Here is a 23,902-nt window from a genome sequence, read left to right as displayed (position 1 = left end):
CGCGGCCATTTTGGCCACCTTGGACAGCGCGCCGATCACGACGATATATAAGATAACCCGGTGCAAGGCTCACCCTTGCCGGGATGCGGGCTTATCAGGCGATCGCCGTCCCGAGTCAACCCCGTTTTGGCCCAACGCCTTCGGGGCACAGGCGCCCACGGACCATGCCGCTCACAGCGGCGCGCTGTTCATCCATGTGCCTGCCGCGTGGCCCAGAATATAGGCCAGCTGATCATACATGCCGTTGAAGCCGTCAAACAGCGCGGCATTCAGAATGCGGCCATCGCGGGTTTCGAAAAAGGCGGCGTACTCGTCCATCTGCTCAGGCGTCAGTGGACCGCATGCGACCAGTAAAAACGCGGTCATCCACGCCTCGGTCTCGCGGCGCGTTTCGGCCAGACCGGCGATGACGGCATCGGCCAGTTCGTTTTCATCGGACTGATCACCCGCCGGACCGGGGCCGCCCGCATCCATGACCCCGCGCCAGAACATCATGTCGGCGTTGAGCGATGCGGTCACGTTCCGCTCGATCAGATCGCCGCCTTCGATCAGACGCCGGATCAGGCGCAGCAGGTCGGCCTGTGGCCCGTCCTTCTGCGCTGCGGCCTCAACCGCCGCTGCGCGCGCCGCATCCTCGGCCTCGGGGTCCAGAAACGCCCGCCGCGCCGCCAGTTCCAGCGTAACGGCGCGCTGGCCGGTCTCGCTGCGGTAGAAGGCCAGCATCGGCGCCAGATCGGCGCCCTCCAGCGCGCGCTCCAGCCCCTGCAGGACCAGTTGCTCCATACGCTCCACATCATAGAGCTGCGTGATCTGCCGTTGCCACCCGGCGGTATCCACGTCCGGCAGCATCGCGCCCGCGATCTGATCGCCATAGACCAGCCCTTCCTCACGCATGATGGCGACCGTCTCTGTAATGTCCAGCGCGTCAGCCAGCGCCTCGAAGTCCGCAGCGCGGTCCTGCGCGGCGGCGACCTGTGCCCCACCGGCCAGCAGCACCAGCGCGCAACACGCGGCCATCCTGCACCAAGCGAGCATGGACCCCGGCGCCTCATTTCGGTGATTGTATCTACTCATCACGGCCCTCCTGGCGCCCACGCACCGCGCATACGCAGCATATCGCAAGCGGCAGGGCCTGCGCACCCCGAAATCCACGCGTTTCGCTGCACACTTCGTCCTGCGGCGGAATTGCTGTTGGCCCGAACCAGGGCCTTCCAGCCTTGCGCGCCGTCTGTTGGGTTTTCCAGTTTGCTCAGGTCAGATTACCCGGCGCCGGGGGTTTCATCGACGGTAAAAACACCTGTCATGACGCCCCCAATCAACAGCCCTTACCAGCGGCAACGCCCACCACCGTCCCGCCCCGGCGTGACTGGAGCCAGTTCAGCGCCATGATCACCAGCATAGCGAGCGCGCCACCGGTTTCGATGAAAAAATCGGGATGAAAGACCGCGATTGTCGCAGGCACGATCAGGGCGCGCGAAATCCAGCCCATCCGGGTAAACAGCCACCCCTCAAGCGCTGCGGCAAAGCCTACCAGGGCGATCACGGCGATGGCGCCAGAATAGATCACATAGGGGACCGGGCCGCCCATGATGATCTCGGGGTTGTAGACCATGAAAAGCGGGATCAGATACAGGCCCTTGGCAAATTTCCACGCCTGTAGCGATGTCTCAAGCGGTTTGGATCCGGCGATCGCGGCGCCGGCAAACCCTGCCAGCGCGATTGGCGGCGTGACGTTGCTGTCCTGACTGTACCAGAACACCACCAGATGCGCGATCAGCAGCGGCATTCCGAATTCACTGCTGAGCGCAGGGCCGACCAGCACGATCAGCACGATATAGGCTGCCGTCACCGGCAGGCCCATGCCCAGCACCAGACTGGCCAGCAGGACGAGGATCAGCGCCAGCACTAGATTGCCGCCCGAAAAGGCCACCATCATCGACGAAAATTTCAGCCCCAGCCCGGTCAACCCGACAACGCCCACGATAATGCCGGCCACCGCGCAGGCCATGGTCACGGCAACCGCGTTGCGCGCGCCCAGCGCCAGCGCCTGCCCCAGAATCTCGATACCGCGCCGCGCGGCAGCAGTGGCACGCGCCCGCGTGAGCGACGTGCCTCGCTGCGGTTCCAGCCAGACCAGTTCAATCATGGCGCGGATCAACGCCACCGCGACGACCGAGACGATCGCCCAAAAGCCCACCCGCATCGGAGACAGATTGTTCACCAGCAGCCATATCAGCACGCCCAGCGGCACGATGAACTGCCAGCCCGCCTTCAGCACATCACGCACAACGGGAAGATCGGCGCGCGGCATTCCTTTCATCCCCGCTTTCATCGCCACCAGATGCACGAACAGATAGACCGTGCCGAGGTAGAGGATCGCCGGAAAGATCGAGACCATGACAATGTCGATATAGGGAACGCGCGTGTATTCAGAAATCAGAAAGGCCCCCGCCCCCATCAGCGGCGGCGTAATCTGCCCCCCGGTCGAGGCCGCGGCCTCGATCCCGCCTGCCTGCGCGGGGCGATACCCGAGCTTCTTCATCAGCGGGATGGTAAAGGCCCCCGTCGTCACCACATTGGCGATGGCCGAGCCGGAAATCGAGCCCATCCCGGCACTGGCCAGCACCGCCGCCTTGGCCGGTCCCCCGGCCTTGCGCCCCGTAGCGGCATAGGCGAGATCGATGAAAAACTTGCCCGCGCCGGTGACCTCTAGAAACGCGCCGAACAGCACGAAGACAAAGATATAGGTCGCGGCAACACCCAGAGGCAGACCATAGATTCCCTCCTGCCCCAGATAAAGCTGCCCGACCAGACGGTCGAAACTGTTGCCCCGATGCTCAAGTATCCCCGGCAGCCATTCGCCCACGGCCGGCAGCGCCCCGCGCGGCCCGGCCAGCCCATAGACGATGGCCACGACACCGATCAACGTCATGCCAAGCCCGATGGACCGGCGCGCGGCCTCCAGCACCACAAGGGTTGTGACGATGCCCATCCAGATGTCCGTCTGGCTCCAGAACCCGGCGCGGGCAAAAATTTCGTTGAGGTTGATCACGATATAGGCGCCACTGGCGATGGCGGCGGTCAGGAAAACAACGTCGATGCCCCATGCAATGGCGCCTCTTTGGCGCTTGCCGGTGACGGGAAACATCAGAAAGGCAAGCACCATGATGAACGACAGATGGATCGAGCGTTGGTAAAACAGACCCAACGGCTGAATCCCCGCAGCGTATAGCTGAAACAGGGACAGGGCGATGCCCACAGCGGCAATGACCATCATCGTGGTGCGCCGCTGCTGCGGTGCGCCGGATGGATCGAACTGCTCGGTCGGGTTGGTTTCGCCCATCGGGATACGCCTTTTCAGGTCAGGGTTTTTCAATCAGTTGCAGCACGACGCGCTGGCCTGCCGCCAGATCGGACAGGACATAAACATGGCCGCCGACGTGCAATCGGTGGTCGACGTCGTGTTGGCCCACCCGCAAGGCAAGTGTATTGTCGGCAATCGGATCGTCCATGTCGCGTATCCAGTACCCGCCACCGTCTGCCGCCTCAATACGCCCCCGTCCGGCAACTTCGCCCAGACCGGCGGCAAAATCGTGCAGATAGGATCGGTCCAGTATCATGCGGCCAACCCGATCCGCAAAGCAATCACGGACTGCCCCGCCAGTCACGGAATGGTTCCAGCTGAGACACCACTCGCCGCCTTCTGCCACTGTTTCCTCAACCAGTATTGCACCACCCTGCCCAACGACGCGAAGCGTGCCCGCAGTCACCGGATGAACGTTCAAACAGAGTAACAGGGCGGCCCAAAAGAGCCGCCCCATTGCAGGATGCCTCACGGGCGCAGCTTGTCCGGGACGGTATGGCCTGCTTCTTCGTACCAACGGATGGCGCCGGGGTGCAGCGGGATCGGCGTGGAGGACAGTGCGAACTCGGGCGTGGTGTCGTTGGCCGCCGGATGCACGGCGATCAATTCGTCCACATGCTCAAACATCGCCTTGGTGATCTGGTAGGCCATTTCCTCGTCCATGGCGGCATTTACAACCAGCACGTTCGGGATCGAGATTGTGGGGACGTCGACCTCCATACCGTCATAAAGCCCCGCGCGCAGCGTGTAGGGCGCGAACACCGGCTCCTCGGCGCTTGCTGCTTCGATCTGCTCCGGTGTCAGCGACATCAATTTGATATCACGGGTCGCGGCAAGGTTCAGGATCGACGATGTCGGCGGACCGACGCTCCAGAAACCGGCGTCGATGTCACCGTCGCGCAGCGCATCTGCGGTTTCGTTGAAGTTCAGCCGCTGGGGTTCGAAATCGTCATAGCTGACGCCGTTGGCCGTCAGGATGGCTTGCGCATTGACCTCGGTGCCCGAACCGGGCGCACCGACCGACACGCGCTTGCCCTTGAGGTCGCTCAGGCCCGCTATGCCGCTATCGGCCAGCGTCACGATCTGCACCGCATTGGGATAGATCGACGCCAGCGCGCGTGCGTCAGCCACGGCGCGTCCGTCAAACGCGCCTGAGCCGTTATAGCCGTCATAGACGGTGTCGGCCAACGCGATGGCCAGATCGCTTTGTTGTTGCGCGATCAGCGCCATGTTTTCCACAGATGCGCCGGTCACTTCAGCCGTGGCCTGCGCCCCGTCGATGTATTTTCCGATCAGTTCGGCCAGACCGCCGCCATAGGGATAATAGGTGCCGCCAGTGCCACCGGTGGCAATCGACAGGTTTTGCGCCGATGCCGCGCCTGTGAAGGCCACCACCGCCGTCAGCGCGTAACACAGTTTTTTCATGTCCATATCTCCCAGTTATTATTCATTATATTGATGCTTCAGCCGCTCGAAAGCGCATCAATCATGGCATATCGTGTGCGGGTTTGGGTCGCTGTGTCAAGTGCTCCGCCCACCCGGCACTTGTAGACCAACGCGAGGGCCGACACCTGTTCTGATCGATGATTGCGCCCAAGCGGTCAAGGACCGACGCGGTCACGCGATGCGGCGTCATGCATCCAGTAAACAAGCTCAGAGTATTCCCCTGTGTTAGCCAACAAAACCGTGCGGGTTTGGCCGTAGATTCGGGGGGGGGTGTCATGCAGCTGGGGGCGGCTGTTCTCAGACTCCGTTCCGTGACCCGGAGCCGAAAGCCCAGTGCCACGACGCAACCCGCCCGCGCCGATCCGGGGCACGATTAGCCCTTTCCACTGTTGTTTTTTCAATTACACCTGTCGTAGGGTGATCGAACTGCTGGATAAATCGCAAAGGAAACGGCCTAAATGACGCCATTCGCCATCGCGGGCGTGCAGATGTACGTCAATGCCCTGCAACCCAATGTCGACGGGATGATCCACAGGCTCGATCTGCTCATGGCGCGGTTTCCCTGGACGCAGATGGTGCTGTTTTCCGAACTGGCGCCGTTCGGTCCGCTGCCGAAATTCTCGCTGCCTTTGCGCAATGACACAGTGGACCGGTTTTGCGAGGCGGCGCGCCGCCATCATGTCTGGTTGATCCCCGGATCGATGTTCGAGACGGCCGAGGACGGGCGCATCTACAATACTTCGACCGTGATCAATCCCGATGGCGACATCGTCTGCACCTACCGCAAGATGTTTCCGTTCCGCCCCTACGAGGAAGGCATTGCCGCGGGCACGGGATTCTGCGTCTTCGACGTGCCCGAGGTTGGCCGTTTCGGCCTGTCGATCTGCTATGACATGTGGTTTCCTGAAACCACCCGCCAGTTGACATCGCAGGGCGTCGAGGTGCTGCTGCATCCGGTACTGACCGGCACCACAGACCGCGAGGCCGAACTGTCGATCGCGCGCGCCACCGCCGCGCAATTCCAGTGCTATGTCTTTGACGTCAATGGGTTGGGCGCGGGGGGCGTGGGTAAATCCTGCGTAGTCGATCCCACATCGACCGTCCTGCATCAATCCGCCGGTCAGGAGGACATGTTCCCGATCGAGGTAGACCTGGACACCGTGCGCCGCCAGCGCGAGCGCGGGATGAAGGGGCTGGGCCAGGTTCTCAAGAGCTTCCGTGACCGCGAGGTCGATTTTTCGGTCTACGATCGCAGCAGCGGCACGGATGCCTATCTGCACCGGCTGGGCCCGCTCGCCATACCGCGTCAGGACGCAGGTGGCATGCTGCGCTCTGACCTGACGGCGCCGGATGTACAACTGGCCTCACGTGGCCTTGTGGAGCAAATAACAGACATTTCGGGCGGAACGACGTCGGGCACAAACGAGGGGACGCCGCCGATAACGAACTGACAAAGAGTTTCGGTATTTTGACACCTCATGGCAAGGTGCCGGAACGCTTGAATAAATGCGGACGATCCGGACGATCACTTTTCCCCCGCCCTGTCCTGATCAGCCGCCAAAAACGGGGAAGTTGAATGCAGTCCATGACAGACTATTACTCGGCCGTGCAATTGCGCGCCGACAGGTGGAGCGCGCTGCGCGAAACCACAGGGGCCTTGGTCCGATCGCAGGGGGGGCGCATGTCCAAATCCCTGAGGGAAAAGACCGACGAACTGCTCACATCGCTCGCCCCGATTGAAACCTACTGGGCGTTTCCCGGCACCGCTGCCTTTGATGCGCTGCGCCGCACCTTTGACGCGGGACATTACGACGATCTGTCCTTTACCATACAGCGCATCAGCCGCGCGTTGACCAGCGGCGCGTATCGTCGCCGCCACATTCCACTGGACCGCGACGGCGCCGAAACCGACGATCACGAAGACGAAGCGATGCAATCGCTTGAGGCGCGCGCGCATACCAAGCCCTATTTCGAAGTGATGATTGTCGACAACCTGAACGAGCATCAGGAACGCTGGCTGAAGTCCAATTTCAGCCGGATGCGCCGCCCCGAAGACCCCTTTCATTACGAAACGGTCATCGTGCCCAGCCTCCAGGACGCGCTGATGGGGGTGCTGTTCAATCACAACATTCAGGCCATCGTGGTGCGCCCCGGCCTGATTCTGGAATCCCAGCTGGATTTGCCGATCCTCTCCCGCTATCTGAACCGGGCCGGAGGCATCGAAGCGCTGCAGGAACTGGACCCCACCAATTACGGCCCCGAACTGTGCCGCATGATCGCCCGCGTACGCCCCGAACTGGACGCCTATCTGATCACCGATCGCTCGGTCGAAGATATTGCCGGGCTCGACCTCGGCATCTGCCGCCGCGTGTTCTACAACCAAGAGGATTTTCTGGAGCTGCACCTGAACCTGATCCGCGGCGTGCAATCCCGTTATAAGACGCCGTTTTTCACGGCATTGGTGGAATATTCCAAACAGCCTACCGGCGTTTTCCATGCCATGCCGATCAGCCGCGGAAAATCCATCAGCCGATCGCACTGGATTCAGGATATGGGCGCCTTTTACGGCTCCAACATCTTCCTTGCCGAAACGTCAGCCACCTCAGGCGGCCTCGACAGCCTGCTGGAGCCGATCGGCCCGATCAAGGAGGCGCAGCAGCTTGCCAGTCGGGCGTTCGGATCAAAACAGACGTATTTTGCCACCAACGGCACGTCGACCTGCAACAAGATCGTCGTGCAGGGCCTTATTCGGCCCGGCGATATCGTGCTGATCGACCGCGACTGCCACAAGTCGCACCACTACGGCATGGTGCTGTCCGGCGCGCAGGTGTGCTATCTGGATAGCTATCCGTTGAACGAATACTCGATGTACGGCGCCGTCCCCCTGCGCGAAATGAAGCACCAATTGCTGGAACTGAAGGCTGCGGGCAAGCTGGACCGCGTGCGTATGCTGTTGCTGACCAACTGCACGTTTGACGGCATCGTCTATAATGTCGAGCGGGTGATGGAGGAATGCCTCGCCATCAAGCCCGATCTGGTGTTCCTGTGGGACGAGGCGTGGTTCGCCTTTGCCCGGTTCGGCCCCACCTACAAACAGCGCACGGCGATGAACGCGGCCAACGTGCTGCGCGAGCGGCTGCGCACGACCGAGCATGCCGCCGCCTACGCCGCCCAGCAAGAAGAGCTGAAGGATGCCGATACCGAAACCCTGCTGAAAACCCGGCTGATCCCGCCGCCCACGTCGCGCGTGCGTGTCTATGCCACGCAATCGACGCACAAGACGCTGACATCACTGCGCCAAGGCTCGATGATCCATGTCAACGACCAGGACTTCAAGGGCGAGGTCGAGGCGTCTTTTCGCGAGGCGTACATGACGCATACCTCCACATCCCCCAATTACCAGATCATTGCATCCCTCGATGTGGGGCGCCGCCAAGTCGAATTGGAAGGGTACGAATTCGTCCAGAGGCAGGTCGAGGCGGCCATGTCGATGCGGCGCGCGATCTCAACCCATCCGCTGCTCCAGAAGTACTTCAAGGTGCTGACGGCCGGCGACATGATCCCCGAAGTGCACCGCGAAAGCGGCGTCAGCAGCTATTACGATCCCGAGCAGGGCTGGACCGATATCTGGGACTGCTGGGAGACCGACGAATTTGTGCTGGACGCCACCCGCGTCACGCTATCCGTTGGCGGAACCGGTTGGGACGGCGACACGTTCAAAACCGATATCCTGATGGATAAATACGGCATCCAGATCAACAAGACGTCGCGCAATACGGTTCTGTTCATGACGAACATCGGCACCACGCGGTCCTCGGTCGCCTATCTGATCGAAGTGCTGGTGGAAATTGCACGCGAGCTGGACGAATTGCAAGATGACGCGTCGATGATGGAGCGGCGCGGTTTCGAGAAACGCGTGTCCAACCTGATGGACGACCTGCCCCCCCTGCCCGATTTCAGCCGCTTTCACGATGCGTTTCGGTCCGGTCCGGAAACGCCCGAGGGCGATATCCGCTCGGCGTTTTTCCTCAGCTATGACGAAAAGAACTGCGACTATCTAGAGCTGGACGGGTCCATCCACGACGCGATGGCCAGCGGCGAGCCCGTCGTATCGTCGCAGTTCATCATCCCCTACCCGCCCGGCTTTCCGATCCTCGTACCGGGCCAGGTGGTCAGCGCAGAAATCCTGTCCTTCATGCGCGCGCTGGATGTCAGCGAAATCCACGGCTACCGCGGCGATCTGGGCCTGCGGGTGTTCACCCAGGACGCGCTGAAACGGGCGGGCAAGGCCAATCAGGCGCGGCTGAAACTGAACGACGCGCGCGCAAAACTATAAAAAATAGTAATGGGAGATATGAAACCATGGCAGCAGAGCTCAAGAACATCTCGGAGATCCGCCGACATTTTCACCGTAACGAGGATCCGATCTATTTCATCTCGGCCACCAACTTCAACCTTCTGGGCCTTGATGAGTGGTGCAAGAACTTCAAATATATCAGCTACATCGACTGCTATGGCGGCAAACACCCCAACACCTTCGTACCGTCCGAGCAGCCCCATGCCGAATTCCAGTCGATCGAGGACATCAACAACTATCTTCTTCAGCACAAGGAGGTGATCGACCTGATCAAACGGCGCGGTGGCAAGCCGAAGTTCGTGTTCCTGATGTTCGACGAAGAAACCGAACGTCTGTCCAAGGAACTGGGCGCAGATGTCTGGTTCCCCAAGGCCAAGCTGCGCCAGAAAATGGACAACAAGATCGAAACCGTCCGCATCGGCAACAAGGCCGGCGTGCCTTCGGTGCCCAATACGCTGAGCGTTGTGGAAAGCTATAAACATCTGAACGAGATCTGCGACAAGGCCGGGCTGGGCCACGATCTGGTGCTGCAATCTGCCTATGGCGACAGCGGGCACACGACGTTCTTCATCAAGTCCGAGGCCGATTTCCGCCGCCACGAGCACGAGATCATCGGCGAGGGCGAGATCAAGATCATGAAGCGGATCGACTGCCGTGGCTCGGCCATCGAGGCCTGCGCCACCAAGGAAGGCACTATCGTAGGCCCGCTGATGACGGAACTTGTCGGCTTCAAGGAACTGACCCCCTATCGCGGTGGCTGGTGCGGCAATGAGATTTTCTCGACAGCGTTCCCGCCCAAGGTGCGCCAGAAAGCGCGCGAGCTGACCTTCAAATTTGGCGAGCAGCTGCGCAAGGAGGGCTATCGCGGCTATTTCGAGCTGGATTTCCTGATCGACAAGAAAACCGGCGATATCTGGCTGGGCGAGCTGAACCCACGCATCACCGGCGCCAGTTCGATGACGAACCACGCCGCTTTTGCCCATGCCGACGCGCCACTGTTCCTGTTTCACCTGCTGGAATTCTCCAAGAAGAAATTCAAGCTGGATATCAAGGAGCTGAATGACCGCTGGGCAGACCCCAAGATGATCGACAGCTGGTCCCAGATGGTGATCAAGCATACCGACGACACCGTCGACATCGCCAGCGACGTGCCGGAAACCGGCATTTATCGCATGGACGAGGATGGCAACGTTGACTTCAATCGCTTTGACTATCACCGTCGCGCGGTCGAGTCCGAGAATGAGGCGTTTTTCCTGCGCATTCTACAGCCCGGCGACTATCGCTATGAGGGCGCCGATATCGGTATTCTGGTAACGCGCGGACGCTCCATGACCAACGGCTTCAAACTGACCGAGCGGGGCAAGCGCTGGATTCACGGTATCAAGGCGGGTGTCCATGGCCGACCCATGCCAACCGCCGAGGCGGGGCCTGCGCTGGCGGATCCTGCCTTCAAGATCATGTAGCCTTCATGCAGTTGAACTGGCGCGCCATCTCCGAGGATCACCCCGGCCCCAAATGGGCCGGGCTTTTCCGTCATTACTGGCCTGACTACCATCGCTGGTGGGCGCGCGAGGGCGCAGAGGCGCGCCCCGGCTATCTGGACAGTCGCAAGGCCCTGCGCGCCCATATGCCCGAGATGGTCCCGCTGTATGATCAGCTGGTTGAACTGGCCGGGGGCACGGACCATGCGGCGCGGTTCCTCAGCTTTTATTGCCCACCGCCATATCTTTCGGCCTGCTCTCAGGCGATCTGGCCGGGCAAGGAGCCGGTATTGGTGCGCAATTACGACTATTCGCCCAAGGCGTTCGATAGCCTGACCTTGCGCACGAACTGGCAGGGGCGCGCAGTGATGGGCACGTCCGACGGGTTGTGGGGGCTGGTTGACGGGATCAACGATGCGGGGCTGGCGCTGTCGCTGACCTTCGGCGGGCGCCGGGTGGTCGGGGACGGGTTCGGCGTGCCGCTGATCCTGCGCTATGTGCTGCAAACCTGCGAAACCACCGCCGAGGCGGGCCGCGTGCTGGCCCGCGTGCCGACGCACATGAGCTATAACGTCACCGTCATCGACGCGCAGCGCAAGTTCCTGACCGCGCTCATGGCCCCCGACCGCAAGACGATCATCACCCATCAGGCGGTCGCGACAAACCATCAGGAGCGGGTCGAGTGGGCCAGCCACGCGCGTTTTACCGCCACGGTCGAGCGCGAGCGCTATCTGCTGCAACGGTTGACCCTGCATGTGGAGTCCAAGGAGAAATTCATCAAGGCGTTCCTGCGCCCGCCGCTCTATTCGTCGCGCTTCGATCAGGGGTTCGGCACGATTTACACGGCGGTGCTGCGACCGCGCCAGCGCCAGATGGAGCTGCGCTGGCCGCATGCCAGCTGGCCGCTGGATCTGCACGATTTCCGCGAGGACACGCGCGTGATCTACACGCCGGAGGGGGATGCAGCGACAGAGTGAGCGAAAACGCTCCGTTCGCTTACAGGTTTAAGATCTGAACCTAACTCACTACCATCTCTTGCGAAATTTCCCCGGCGCCGTATCGAACTTGGCCCGGAACGCCCGCGCGAAGGCCGATGTTCCGCCAAAGCCGGTAGCGGCTGCGATCTCGACGATGGGCAGGTCCGTCTCCGACAACAGCGAATAAGCCCGCGCCAGACGCATGTCAGTATAGTAGCGCCGCGGGCTTAGCCCGGTGTGCTGGGCAAAGCTACGCTCCAGTTGGCGCTTGGAAATGCCAACCTCGGTGGCGATCTCCTCGACGCTCAACGGTTCTTCCAGATTGGTCTGCATCAGGCGCATCGCGGCGATCAGGTGGCGATTGCGGCTGCCGATCACGGCCGAGCGCGCGGTTTTTTGCGGCATGTGGGTGGAATGGCTGCGCCCGTGCAGGCACATGTCCGACACGACCAGCGCGAAATCGGGCCCATAATCATCCTCGATCACGCTTAGCATCAGGTCAGTCGACGCCGACCCGCCGGCCGCCGTCATCAGATCACCGTCAACCTCATAGAGGTTCGGCGTCGGCACCAGATCGGGAAAGGCCTCGACAAAGGAAGGCTGATTTTCCCAGTGCAACGTAAAGGTGCGGCCACGCAGCAGCCCCGCGCGCGCCAGCGTAAAGGCCCCGGTACAAATCGCGCCCACCGGCGTGCCATGCGCCGCTTGGCGCGCCGCCCATTGGGTGACGACAGGATCGACCGTCTCGCCCGGCTCCACCCCCGAGCAGATGAATGCCCGCGCGCCGCGCGCCGGCGGACCCAAGGGCGCGTCCGCCTCAAGCGACAGGTTGTTCGAGCAGCGCACCGGCGCGCCGCCCGGCGTCATGGTGCGCCAGCGATACAGCTCCTGCTGCGATATCTGGTTGGCCACGCGCAGCGGTTCGATGGCCGCCGACAAGGCCAGCATCGTCAGCTTGGGCAGCAAGACAAAGTCAAAGACGCAAGGCGCCGTGACTTGCCCGATCTTGAAGCTTTCCGCCCCTTTGGGGATGTAATTCGATTGTGTCATCGCGCCCCTCGCCCTGTCCCACGATACGCCCAAACGACAGCCGGGCCAAGCCGATCCGACGCTGATTTTTCGGTCTCAAAGCTCCTGTCAAGAAATTGCTGATAGCACAAATTCAGAGGCCCACATACTTAACTGGCCGCTGAACGCGCGGCGGTAAGCATGCCGAAAATTTTGCATGCTGCGGCCAGATTTGCGGCCTTGGCCAACATCTCAAATCTGTTCCGCTGTTCGCGGGTGATAAAATAGCCACGAGAACCACCAAGATTGCCGACCCCCCAGACGGCACCGATCTGCCGCAGCGCGCCAGTGCACTGCGGGCCTCATGGCCGAGCGCACAAAGCAAATGCGAAAACGCCGTCGCTGCCCCCGTCAAATCGCTGGCCTTCGACAGCGTTTGATTTTACCATTTGGACAATACTCTGCCGTTGTATCCATTGGGGGATCAAAATTATGACCAAGGCATCGACATCACAGCATGGCCTGACACGCCGCCGGTTCATGGCGACAGCCGCCGCTGCAGCACTGACTGCAGGGCTGTTTCTGGGGGCGCCCCGGGCAATGGCGGCAGAACCGATCAAATGCGCCGGCATTTACACCGTCCCGGTCGAACAGCAATGGGTCAGCCGCCTGCACAAGGCTGCGACCGCCGCCGCCGAGCGCGGCGATCTGGACTACACCTATTCCGAAAATGTCAGCAATACCGACTATGCCCGCGTCATGCGCGAATATGCCGAAAGCGGCTATCAACTGATCGTCGGCGAGGCGTTCGCAGTCGAGCAGGAGGCGCGTGAAGTCGCGGCCGAGTATCCTGAAATCGCGTTCCTTCTCGGCTCCAGCTTCAAGGAAGAGCGGTCACTGCCGAACTTTTCAGTGTTTGATAATTACATTCAGGACGCCTCGTATCTTAGTGGAATCATTGCCGGTTCTATGACCAAGACAGGCAATGTCGGCCTGATCGGCGGCTTTCCCATCCCCGAGGTGAACCGCCTGATGCACGCCTTCATGGCAGGCGTGCGCGAAACGCGCCCGGATGCTAAATTCCAGGTCAGCTTCATCGGCTCGTGGTTCGATCCGCCCGCCGCCAAGGAAACCGCCTTTGCGATGATCGAAAACGGCGCCGACATGCTCTATGCCGAGCGGTTCGGCGTCTCGGACGCGGCCAAGGAAAAGGGCGTTCTGGCCATCGGCAACGTGATAGACACGCAGGCGCAGTATCCCGAAACCGTCGTCGCCTCGGCGATCTGGAATTTCGAGCCGACGCTGGACAAGGCCATCGAGGAGGTCCGCAACGGCACGTTTTCAGCGGCCGACTACGGCATCTATTCCTATATGAAGGAGGGCGGAGCCGAACTGGCGCCCCTTGGCACGTTCGACGGCAAAGTTCCGCAGACCGCGCTGAAACTGGTGGACACACGCCAGGCCGCGATCATGGCCGGCACCTTCATCGTCGAGATCAACGACGAAGAGCCGAAGTCCCAATAAATGCTTGATCAGACAGAGGCGCAGGTCGTCCTGCGCCTCGACAATATTACCAAGACATTCGGCGCGCTGACGGCAAATGACGCGGTCGACCTGACCCTCCATGAGGGCGAGGTGATCGCCCTTCTGGGCGAGAACGGCGCTGGTAAGACGACACTGATGAACATCCTTTTCGGCCAGTACACTGCCGATTCCGGTTCCGTCGAAGTCATGGGCCAGCCCCTGCCCCCCGGCAACCCGCGCGCGGCGCTGGATGCCGGTGTCGGCATGGTGCATCAGCACTTCACGCTGGCCGAAAACATGACCGTGCTGGAGAATGTGACGCTGGGCACGCGGTCCCTGTGGGCGCCGGGGCTGGGCCGCGCTGCGGCGCGCGCGCGTATCACCGGGCTGGCGCAGGATTTCCGGCTCAGCGTCGATCCGGATGCCCGCGTTGGCGCCCTGACGGTGGGCGAACGGCAGCGGGTCGAAATCCTCAAGGCACTTTACCGCGACGCGCGCATCCTGATCCTGGACGAGCCGACGGCGGTGCTGACCCCGCAGGAAACGAACGATCTGTTCGAAACGCTGCGCAAGGCGGTGGTGCTGGGGCTGTCGATCATCTTCATCTCGCACAAATTGCACGAGGTCATGGCGATATCCGACCGTGTCGTGATCCTGCGCCATGGCAAGGTAGTGCATGAGGGCGCCACGTCCGGCACCGACCGTCACGATCTGGCCGCGCGCATGGTCGGCGGCGAGGTGACGGCGCCCAAGGCCGCACCGGGCAAACCCGGCGCGCCGCTGCTGTCGCTGCGCGGCGTCACCACCCCGGATCGCGGCAGCGCGCCGGGGCTGAAATCGCTGGATTTCAGCCTTCATGCCGGGCAGATCACCGGACTTGCCGGTGTGTCAGGCAACGGTCAGGCCGCGCTGGCAGAGCTTGTCGGCGGGATGATCCGGCCCTCTAAGGGCGCCCTCATGCTCAACAACGCCAATGTGGTGCAATGGTCGCCCCGCGCCGCCGTGCGCGCCGGTATCGCCCGCATCCCCGAGGATCGGCACAAGACGGGCACGATCGCCGATTTCGACCTGTCCGAGAACGCCATCCTTGAGACATACAAGGACGCGCCCTTCAGCCGCCGCGGCTGGATGAACTGGCGCGCGGCGCGTGATTTTGCCAGCCGCATCATCGCCAGCTATGACGTGCGCTGCCCCGGCCCCGGCACCCGCATCCGCCTGCTGTCAGGCGGTAACATGCAAAAGCTGATCCTGGGGCGCGTGATGGAAGGCGCGCCGCAGATCATTTTGGCCAATCAGCCGGTGCGCGGCCTTGATATCGGGGCTGTCAACTACGTTCACTCCCAGCTACTGGCGGCGCGGGATCGCGGCGCAGCAGTTCTGTTAATATCCGAAGATCTGGATGAAATCATGGCCTTGTCGGACCTTATTCATGTCATCTCTGAAGGTCGCCTGTCGCCGCCCTTCGCGCGCGGCACCATGAGCCCCGCCGAGCTGGGCGTTTGGATGGCCGGCCACGGCTACGGCGAGGAGACGGCTCATGCGTCTTGAACCCATCGCCAACCCGTCGCTGCCGCGCACACTTGCGCCGCCTGCGCTGGCAATCGTCGCGACAGTCATCATCGCGTCCCTGCTGGCGATGCTGGCCGGGGCGAACCCATTTTCGGTGCTGGGCCTCATCCTCAAGGGTGCGTTCGGCAGCAAATTTGCCCTCCTGGAGACACTGAACCGCGCCACGCCGCTGATCTTTACCGGCCTCGCCGTGGCCGTCGCGTTCCGCGCGCGGCTGTGGAACATCGGCGCCGAGGCGCAGCTATACGCCGGGGCGCTGGTGGTTGCGATCCTTGGCACGGGGCTGCTGGACTGGCCCGCGATCCTGCTTTTGCCGACAATGGCGATCTTCGCCATGATCGCGGGGGCCATTCTGCTGCTGATCCCCGCACTGCTGAAGGTGCGTCTGGGCGTCGACGAGGTGGTCACGACGCTGCTGATCAACTTCATCTTCCTGCTCTTCGTGTCGATGCTGCTGGAGGGTCCGCTGAAGGATCCAATGGGCATGGGCTGGCCCAAATCCGCGCGCCTGATCCCCGAGGCACGGCTGCCGCGCATCGTCGAGGGGCTGCGTCTGCACTGGGGCTTTGGTCTCGCGCTTATCTCGGCGGTCATTGTCTGGGTTATCAGCGCGCGCACGACGCTGGGATATGAAATGCGCGCCGTCGGTCTGAACCGCAACGCCGCTGAATTCGCCGGCATCCCCGTGGGCCGCGTACTGATCAAGACGGCGCTGCTGTCGGGCGGGCTGGCCGCGCTGGCGGGCTTCTCCGAAGTGGCCGGTCTCAAGGGCAACCTGACGCTCGATCTAAGCCCCGGCTTTGGCTACACGGGCATTATCGTGGCGATGCTGGCGCTGCTCAACCCGCTCGGCGTCATCGCCGCCGCACTGTTCGTCGCCGGCATTTTCGTGGGCGCCGACAGCATGAGCCGCGCCGTCGGCGTGCCAACCTATCTGGCGGACATCATGCTGGCGACAGCCCTTTTGCTCATGGTGGTGGCGATCCTGTTGACCCGGTTTCGCGTGGTGAGGAAATAGCATGGATATCCTCGAAATCCTCATGACCGCCAGCTTCTGGACCGCCGCAATCCGGATCGCATCGCCGCTGATCTTTGCCACGCTGGGCGAGCTGATTTGCGAGCGTGCCGGCATCCTGAACCTCGGGATCGAGGGAATCATGGTCGCCGGCGCCTTTGCGGGCTGGATGGCTGTTTACTCCGGCCTTGGCCTCTGGCCTGGCGTCGCGGTGGCGTTTGCCGTCGGCATGGGGTTCGGCCTGATCCATTCGATCCTGACGGTGCCCTTCGGCCTGTCGCAGCATGTCGTCGGGCTTGGCGTGACCCTGCTGGCGACGTCCAGCACCTACTACGCCTACCGCCTTGCCCTGCCCGCGGTCACCAGCCCGCCCAGCATCACGCCCTTTCAGCCGTTTGAAATCCCGATCCTGTCGGATATCCCGCTGATCGGCCCGGCGCTGTTCGCGCAAACGCCGCTGACCTATCTTGCCTTCGCGATGGTCGCGATCGTGGCGATCGTCCTCTACCGTACACCTCTGGGCCTCGCCGTGCGCGCAGCGGGCGAAAACCCCCACGCGGTGGCGGCCCAAGGCCTGTCGGTCGCGGCAATCCGCATGGGTGCGGTCATGGTCGGCAGCGGGTTGATGGCCGTGGGCGGCGCGTTCCTGACCATGTCCGCCTTCAACAGTTTCTTCTTCGAGATGGTCAACGGGCGCGGTTGGATCTGCATCGCGCTGGTCGTCTTTGGCGCGTGGAAGCCGGGCAAGGCGCTGCTCGGCGCGATCCTCTTTGCCGCGTTCGACGCGCTGCAAATCCGCATCCAACAGACTTCTCTGGGCGCAGGCATCCCCTATCAGATCTTCCTGATGCTACCCTATTTCCTGTCCATCCTCGCGCTGGTCGTCATGTCGCGCCGCGCCGAAGTGCCCGCCGCCCTCATGGTGCCGTTCAACAAGGGAGAGCGCTAATGTTCGATATCATCGTCAAAGGTGGCACGCTGCCCGATGGCCGCATCTCCGACATCGGCATCACAAATGGCCGCATCACGGCGATGGAGCCGCTGGGCACAGAAGCCCGCGACGTGATCGAGGCTACCGGCGATCTGGTCTCGCCGCCCTTTGTCGATCCGCATTTCCATTTGGACGCGACCCAATCCTATGGCACCCCGCGCATCAATGAATCCGGCACGCTACTTGAGGGAATCGGCCTCTGGGGCGAGTTGAAACAGGTGATGAGCATCGATGACATGATCGCGCGCGCCCTTACCTATTGCGACTGGGCCGCGTCCATGGGCTTGCTGGCGATCCGCAGCCACGTGGACACCTGCGATGATACGCTCAAGGGCGTGGAGGCGATGTTGCAGGTACGCGACGAAGTCAAGGATTACATCGACCTGCAACTGGTCGCCTTCCCGCAGGACGGACTCTACCGCGACCCGACCGCGCGCGAAAACACGATCCGCGCACTGGACATGGGCCTCGACGTGGTCGGCGGCATCCCGCATTTCGAACGCACGATGGCGGACGGCGCCGCTTCGGTGCGCGATCTGTGCGAGATGGCGGCCACGCGCGGCCTGCAAGTCGACATGCATTGCGACGAATCGGACGACCCGATGAGCCGCCATATCGAAACGCTGGCCTATGAGGCACAGCGCCTCGGCCTTCAGGGTCGGGTCAATGCCAGCCACCTGACGTCAATGCATTCGATGGACAATTACTACGTCTCGAAACTCCTGCCTCTCATCGCCGAGGCCGGAGTCTCCGCCGTGGCGAACCCGCTCATCAACATCATGATCCAGGGGCGGCAGGATACCTTCCCCAAACGCCGCGGCATGACACGGGTCAAGGAAATGCAGGCCCACGGCATCACCGTCGGCTGGGGGCAGGATTGCGTGCTCGACCCTTGGTACAGCTTGGGCACCGCCGACATGCTGGACGTGGCGTTCATGGGAATGCACGTCGCGCAAATGTCCGCGCCCGATGAAATGGCGCGCTGCTTTGACATGGTCACGCAGCAAAACGCCGCGATCATGGGGCTTGAGGATTACGGCCTGCATGTCGGCGCTCAGGGCTCGCTCGTCATCCTCGATGCCGCAACCCCGATCGAGGCGTTGCGCCTGCGCCCCGCGCGCCTGTGCGTCATCTCCAAGGGCCGCATCATATCGCACACGCCGCGCATGGATGCCGCGCTCACGCTGCCGGGCCGCCCAAAAACAGCCCGCCGCCGCCACCCGACCCCATAGATCGCCCCGCCCACCTTTTCTTTTTGCCTTAAATATCCTGGGGTGAATTTGCCGCAGGCAAAGAGGGGCAAAGCCCCCCACCGGAACACCTGCGGCACAAGTTCGCCTCCGTATGTCGCATTCGGTATAGGCCCCGTGCGCGCTTCATGCCACAACAGTCGAACCACGCCAGCCCCGAGGAGGCCCATCCATGTTCCTGTCCGTTTTCGATATGTTCAAGGTCGGTATCGGCCCGTCCTCTTCGCACACGATGGGGCCGATGGTCGCCGCCGCGCGGTTTCTTGACAAGATGCGCGCCGCGCCTTTCGAATGTGTCGGCGTCAAGGGCGTGCTGCATGGCAGCCTCGCCTTCACCGGGATCGGCCACGCGACCGACCGCGCCACGATCCTCGGCCTCGCCGGGTTTCTGCCCGAAACCTACGATCACGACCGCGCCGAGGCAGTGATGGAGCAGATCCGCGAGACGCACACGATAACCCCCGAGGGGCTGGGCACGCTGCGCTTCAACCCCAAGGAGGATCTGCTGTTCGATTTTGGCCCCAACCTGCCCGGCCACGCCAACGGCATGGTGCTTATGGCCACCGATAAACAGGGCGATACCATCCTGCAAGAAACCTATTTTTCCATCGGCGGCGGTTTCGTGATGACCGAAGCCGAGCTTGCCGCAGGCCGCAACACTGACGAGGGCGAGCCTGTGCCCTACCCGTTCAAATCCGCCACCGAGATGCTTGCGATGTGCGAGACATCGGGCAAATCCATCGCCCAGATGAAAAAGGCCAACGAGATTTCCCGCAAGGGCGAGACAGACATGAGCGCCGGCGTCCAACGCATCTGGCAGGTGATGAACGATTGCATCGAGCGCGGCATGAATACCGACGGCATCCTGCCGGGCGGGCTGAATGTCAAACGCCGCGCCAAGGGCATCCGCGATGCGCTGATAGCCGAGCGCGGCACGAACCAGAACGCCCCGCACAAGATCAACGACTGGATGAGCGTCTACGCCATGGCGGTGAACGAAGAAAACGCCGCCGGCGGGCAGGTCGTCACCGCGCCCACCAACGGCGCGGCCGGTGTCGTCCCGGCGGTGATCCGCTACTACCTCGATCATTATCCCGGCGCGTCCGAAGACAAGGTCGAGGATTTCCTGCTGACCGCCGCCGCCATCGGCGGGCTGGTCAAGTTCAACGCCTCGATTTCGGGCGCCGAGGCCGGGTGCCAAGCCGAGGTCGGCAGCGCCGCTGCGATGGGCGCGGCGGGCCTGTGCGCCGTCATGGGCGGAACCCCCATGCAGATCGAGAACGCCGCCGAAATCGCGCTGGAGCATCACCTCGGCATGACCTGCGATCCTGTCAAGGGCCTCGTGCAGGTGCCGTGCATCGAGCGCAACGGCTTGGGCGCGATCAAGGCCATATCGGCGGCGTCGCTGGCGATGCGCGGCGATGGCACGCATCTTGTACCGCTGGACGCCTGCATCGAAACGATGCGCCAGACCGGCGCCGACATGATGGACAAGTACAAAGAGACGTCGCTGGGCGGGCTGGCCGTCAACGTGCCCAATTGCTGATGACTCCCGCCTGATGGAACCCACCGCGCGCGTGTCGCTCGGCATCTTGTTCATGGTCGGCTTTGCGTTGATAGCGCCGGTCATGGACAGCTTTGCCAAGCTGATCGGTGACGGCATGGCAGTGGCGCAGGTTGCCACTGTGCGGTTCTTTACGCAGGCGGCAATGCTCATGCCGCTGGCCGCCGCAATGGGCTGGCTGCACCGGCCACGGCGCCGCGAATTGGCGCTGCACCTTGTGCGCGCCGCGCTGCTGCTGGTGGCGACGGGCTGTTTCTTTTATTCGCTGCAATTCATGCCGGTCGCCGACGCCATCGCCATATTCTTTGTCGAACCGTTCATCCTGACGCTTCTGGGCGGCCTTCTGCTGGGCGAGCCGATCGGCGCGCGCCGCTATATCGCGTGCACCGTCGGGTTTTGCGGCGCACTGCTGATCATACGGCCCTCATTTCAGGATTTCGGCCTTGTCGCCGTTTTGCCGCTGGTGACAGCATTTCTTTTTGCGTTCTATATGATCCTGACGCGGCGCATGGCCACGCGGATGCATCCCATCACATTGCAGGCCTATACCGGCCTTGCCGCACTCCCCATCGCGCTGCCAATCCTGTGGGCCTTTGATGGCTCGGGCATCGGGCCGCTGGATCCGTCATGGCCCGACACACGTATTTTCTGGCTGCTGATGGTAATGGGGCTTTGCGCGACGGCCAGCCACATCTGTATCAGCTTTGCGCTGAAATTCGCGCCCACCTCGGTGCTGGCGCCGGTGCAGTACCTTGAAATCGTCACCGCTACGGCGCTGGGGTATTACATCTTTGGCGATCTGCCCGACGCCGTCAGTTTTGCCGGGATCGCGCTGATCGTCGCCTCGGGCCTGTTTGTCTTCCTGCGCGAGCGCCATCTGGAGCGCCGCCCCCTGCCACAACCGTAGCTGGCATTACTCCCAGCGCGCGCCGTTTTTCAACAGCATCTGCGCAACCGCACCCGTATATTCCGCTGGCAGGATTACCAGCAGCTTGGGCGCTGTCACGCTCAGCCCGATGGGCCCGGTGGCGAAATTCGACGTGCCGATCTGACCATCCGGCGTCAGCGTCAGCCCATCGATGGGCCAGTTCAGCCCGTCCGAGCGCCCCTCGACCGCGCCCATAGGAAACAGCGACACGCGCGTGCCTTTCGCCAGGTCCAGCGCCAGTGTGGGTGGTGCAAGGAACACGACATCCTCCTCCCCGATCAGCATGCAGCGCCGCGTCGGCCAGCGCACCAGCGTGTTGCACACCGCCAACTGATGATCCAGCCGCGCGCCGCTGAACCCCACCCCCAGGATCAGGGGCGCGTCAATCCGCATCAGGCATTTTTCAAAATCGGTGCTGTCCTGCTCGGCGATATGGTGCAAAATATCGGCCGGATATGCCGCGCGGACCAGCGGCGGGATCGAATCAAAATCCCCGATCACCGAATCCAGCGCCAGCCCCTGCGCCAGTGCGGTGCCCGCCCCGCCATCGGCGGCAACCACCCTGTCCGCAAGCGACAGCACAAACTTCAACGCCGCCTCATTCGTCGGGGCGCCGCCAATCAGGGCAACTGGTGCAGAACTTTGAACAATCAATCTAAAATCCCCTGAATTTGCCCTGAAAAATAAAACAAATCACAATCTCGCCACGAAATGATACGATGATTACCGCAGAATCGGACGCCTTTCGTCGTGACTGACATGGTAAAGATTGGCTTCGCAGGCAAGGAAAAGGCGCACTCACCATGGCTGGCACAAGCAAGTTCCTGACAGTTTCCTACGGTAAATTCTCGTGCACACTGGAAGGTTTTGACGACTCGCTCAACGTGCTGAAGGCGATTGCCGAGTATTTCCGCGATCTTTCGGCCAGTGAGCGCGGCATTGACGTCGAACCTGCAAACCCCGATGCCAAAAAGCTGGCCCGCATAGCCGAGCGTGAGATTTCCCGCCACGTCGAGGGCCAGGAGACCGATGGCAAGATCCACCTGCGTACCAGTCTTGCCGCCCTACCGGCCATGGCGCCGCGAGGCCAGGATACCCGATGCCAAACGTCCAGCGACCAGCCTGCGCCAACCTTGGGCACCGCGCCCGCGACTGGGACCGGCAGCGATAGCATCGCGGATAAGTTGCGCCGCATCCACGCCGTGTTCGACCCTGCCGGATCCGATTTCCCCGGCAGCAATTATGACGAGGATGAACTGGTGCAGGATCTTCTGGTTGATACGCCGCAAAGCCCCCTGATGATGCCGGAAAAGACAGAAACAAATACCAAGAACGCCGATCAGGCGGATGAGTCGCAGACTCAACTGACCAAGGACGGCCCCGGCGCGACAGAGCCGCGCCCCCTAGCTGCGCGTGTCATCAAGATGAAGCGCACCTATCTGGAGGCCGCGTTCGCCAGCTTGGACCTTGAAGAAGTTGTTTCCGTGGACAAAAGCAATGGCGCGCTCAGCCCCGAGGCCGAAGCCGATCTTCAGCGCGAGCTGGCCGAGGTCGAGGCCGAGTTGGACGATTTCCGCGCGTCCATGGCGCAAACCCCGCCCCCAGAGACAGAAGAAGCCTGCGCAATCGAAAAAATGCTGGCCAAGGACACAATTGCCACCGACGCGGGGATATTCCTCGGTGAGGATGCACGGCGCGGGCGGCACCGTGAACAGCCCGCGCCCGACGCTCAGGCCAGCCGGATCTTTGACGAGGCCAACACCCAACTGGACGGGCCTGAAATGGACAAGCGCCGCAGCGATATCCAGCATCTGCGCGCCGCCGTCGCCGCCACCAACGCCGAGCACCGCGCAGGCGGCGCCATGTCGCCCGGCGTTGACGATCAGCCTTACCGCAAGGATCTGCAAAGCGCGGTACGCCCGCGCCGTCCGCAGCCTGTCACCCCGACCACGCCCCGCACCGGCGCCGTTCCATCCGGCCAGTCGGCCCCTCTGAGACTGGTCGACGAGCAGCGCATTGATACCCCCGCGCGCCCCAGCCCTGCAACGCCCCACGCAACCGACCATACAGACCATGCTTTCGGCTTTGTCAGCTATGCCAAACGGATGGGTGCACACAACCTGACCGACCTGCTGGAGGCTGCCGCCGCCTACATGGCCGATATCGAGGGTACACCGCAGTTCTCGCGCCCGATGCTGGTGCAAAAATTGCGCGAGGCTCATCAGGAAGGGTTTTCTCGCGAAGAGGGTCTGCGCGCCTTCGGACACCTTCTGCGGCAGGGCAAATTGAAAAAGCTCAGCGGCGGACGCTTTGCGGTGACAGATGTGACCGATTTCCGCCAATCGGCCTGAAGCTGCCGCAATCTGTCACGCAAAACGCTGCCCAAGGGATATTCGGCAGCGTTTTCATATCAGCATATCGGATGGGG

18 protein-coding genes are annotated in these 23,902 nt (G+C 62.3%); 12 read left to right on the top strand and 6 right to left on the bottom strand.

The window, feature by feature from the left end:
- Positions 1-171: 171 nt before the first annotated feature.
- The 4 genes from FGD77_RS14400 to FGD77_RS14385 form a co-directional block, all read right to left on the bottom strand.
- Positions 172-1,074 (bottom strand): DUF2059 domain-containing protein, encoded by a 903-nt coding sequence (locus FGD77_RS14400; protein WP_255010820.1) that lies wholly within the window; start codon positions 1,072-1,074, stop codon positions 172-174.
- A gap of 241 nt (positions 1,075-1,315) precedes the next feature.
- The gene (locus tag FGD77_RS14395) at positions 1,316-3,343 is read right to left on the bottom strand and encodes a TRAP transporter permease (RefSeq protein ID WP_255010819.1); all 2,028 of its coding nucleotides are present in this window, start codon (positions 3,341-3,343) and stop codon (positions 1,316-1,318) included.
- Positions 3,344-3,362: 19 nt separating this feature from the next.
- Positions 3,363-3,821 (bottom strand): DUF1850 domain-containing protein, encoded by a 459-nt coding sequence (locus FGD77_RS14390; protein WP_255010818.1) that lies wholly within the window; start codon positions 3,819-3,821, stop codon positions 3,363-3,365.
- Positions 3,822-3,832: 11 nt separating this feature from the next.
- The gene (locus FGD77_RS14385; protein WP_255010817.1) at positions 3,833-4,789 is read right to left on the bottom strand and encodes a TAXI family TRAP transporter solute-binding subunit; all 957 of its coding nucleotides are present in this window, start codon (positions 4,787-4,789) and stop codon (positions 3,833-3,835) included.
- Positions 4,790-5,268: 479 nt separating this feature from the next.
- Between FGD77_RS14385 and FGD77_RS14380 the strand changes: the two genes are divergently transcribed.
- The 4 genes from FGD77_RS14380 (at position 5,269) to FGD77_RS14365 (ending at position 11,625) form a co-directional block, all read left to right on the top strand.
- Entirely contained in the window at positions 5,269-6,261 is a 993-nt protein-coding gene (locus FGD77_RS14380; protein WP_255010816.1) for a carbon-nitrogen hydrolase family protein, read from the top strand.
- A gap of 125 nt (positions 6,262-6,386) precedes the next feature.
- Positions 6,387-9,146, top strand: coding sequence for an aminotransferase class I/II-fold pyridoxal phosphate-dependent enzyme (locus FGD77_RS14375; protein ID WP_255010815.1), 2,760 nt, complete (start codon positions 6,387-6,389; stop codon positions 9,144-9,146).
- Between the two features lie 26 nt (positions 9,147-9,172).
- Complete coding sequence (locus FGD77_RS14370; RefSeq protein ID WP_255010814.1) at positions 9,173-10,630, top strand: biotin carboxylase; 1,458 nt, start codon at positions 9,173-9,175, stop codon at positions 10,628-10,630.
- Positions 10,631-10,635: 5 nt separating this feature from the next.
- Complete coding sequence (locus FGD77_RS14365) at positions 10,636-11,625, top strand: C45 family autoproteolytic acyltransferase/hydolase (RefSeq protein WP_255010813.1); 990 nt, start codon at positions 10,636-10,638, stop codon at positions 11,623-11,625.
- Between the two features lie 48 nt (positions 11,626-11,673).
- On the opposite strand, the gene FGD77_RS14360 is transcribed toward FGD77_RS14365, so the two are convergent.
- Entirely contained in the window at positions 11,674-12,675 is a 1,002-nt protein-coding gene (locus FGD77_RS14360; RefSeq protein WP_255010812.1) for a GlxA family transcriptional regulator, read from the bottom strand.
- 450 nt (positions 12,676-13,125) lie between these two features.
- On the opposite strand from FGD77_RS14360, the gene FGD77_RS14355 reads away from it, so the two are divergent.
- The 7 genes from FGD77_RS14355 to FGD77_RS14325 all read left to right on the top strand — a co-directional run bounded on the left by FGD77_RS14355 (position 13,126) and on the right by FGD77_RS14325 (position 21,453).
- Positions 13,126-14,157 carry a BMP family protein gene (locus FGD77_RS14355; protein ID WP_255010810.1) on the top strand — a complete coding sequence of 344 codons (1,032 nt, stop codon included), beginning with the start codon at positions 13,126-13,128 and terminating at the stop codon, positions 14,155-14,157.
- Positions 14,158-15,705: an ABC transporter ATP-binding protein gene (locus FGD77_RS14350; RefSeq protein ID WP_255010808.1), complete on the top strand. Its 1,548-nt coding sequence runs from the start codon at positions 14,158-14,160 to the stop codon at positions 15,703-15,705.
- Positions 15,695-16,744, top strand: a complete 1,050-nt coding sequence (locus tag FGD77_RS14345) for an ABC transporter permease (protein WP_255010806.1) — start codon at positions 15,695-15,697, stop codon at positions 16,742-16,744. The genes FGD77_RS14350 and FGD77_RS14345 overlap by 11 nt, the downstream gene beginning before the upstream one ends.
- 1 nt (position 16,745) lies before the next feature.
- The gene (locus tag FGD77_RS14340; RefSeq protein WP_255010803.1) at positions 16,746-17,690 is read left to right on the top strand and encodes an ABC transporter permease; all 945 of its coding nucleotides are present in this window, start codon (positions 16,746-16,748) and stop codon (positions 17,688-17,690) included.
- Entirely contained in the window at positions 17,690-18,964 is a 1,275-nt protein-coding gene (locus FGD77_RS14335; protein ID WP_255010801.1) for an amidohydrolase family protein, read from the top strand. Before FGD77_RS14340 ends, FGD77_RS14335 begins: the two co-directional genes overlap by 1 nt.
- Before the next feature lie 190 nt (positions 18,965-19,154).
- Positions 19,155-20,528, top strand: coding sequence for an L-serine ammonia-lyase (locus FGD77_RS14330; RefSeq protein WP_255010799.1), 1,374 nt, complete (start codon positions 19,155-19,157; stop codon positions 20,526-20,528).
- Positions 20,529-20,541: 13 nt separating this feature from the next.
- Positions 20,542-21,453, top strand: a complete 912-nt coding sequence (locus FGD77_RS14325) for a DMT family transporter (protein WP_255010797.1) — start codon at positions 20,542-20,544, stop codon at positions 21,451-21,453.
- Positions 21,454-21,459: 6 nt separating this feature from the next.
- Here the strand turns inward: FGD77_RS14325 and FGD77_RS14320 are convergent, their stop codons facing one another.
- On the bottom strand, positions 21,460-22,128 hold the full coding sequence (locus FGD77_RS14320) for a thiamine diphosphokinase (RefSeq protein ID WP_255010795.1): 669 nt from the start codon (positions 22,126-22,128) through the stop codon (positions 21,460-21,462).
- Positions 22,129-22,277: 149 nt separating this feature from the next.
- Between FGD77_RS14320 and FGD77_RS14315 the strand changes: the two genes are divergently transcribed.
- Complete coding sequence (locus tag FGD77_RS14315; protein WP_255010793.1) at positions 22,278-23,825, top strand: hypothetical protein; 1,548 nt, start codon at positions 22,278-22,280, stop codon at positions 23,823-23,825.
- Positions 23,826-23,902: the final 77 nt, after the last annotated feature.

This window comes from Roseovarius sp. M141, assembly GCF_024355225.1.
GTDB lineage: Bacteria > Pseudomonadota > Alphaproteobacteria > Rhodobacterales > Rhodobacteraceae > Roseovarius.
Note: the sequence above shows the minus strand (reverse complement) of the source record. Positions and strands in the feature narration are given on the sequence as shown.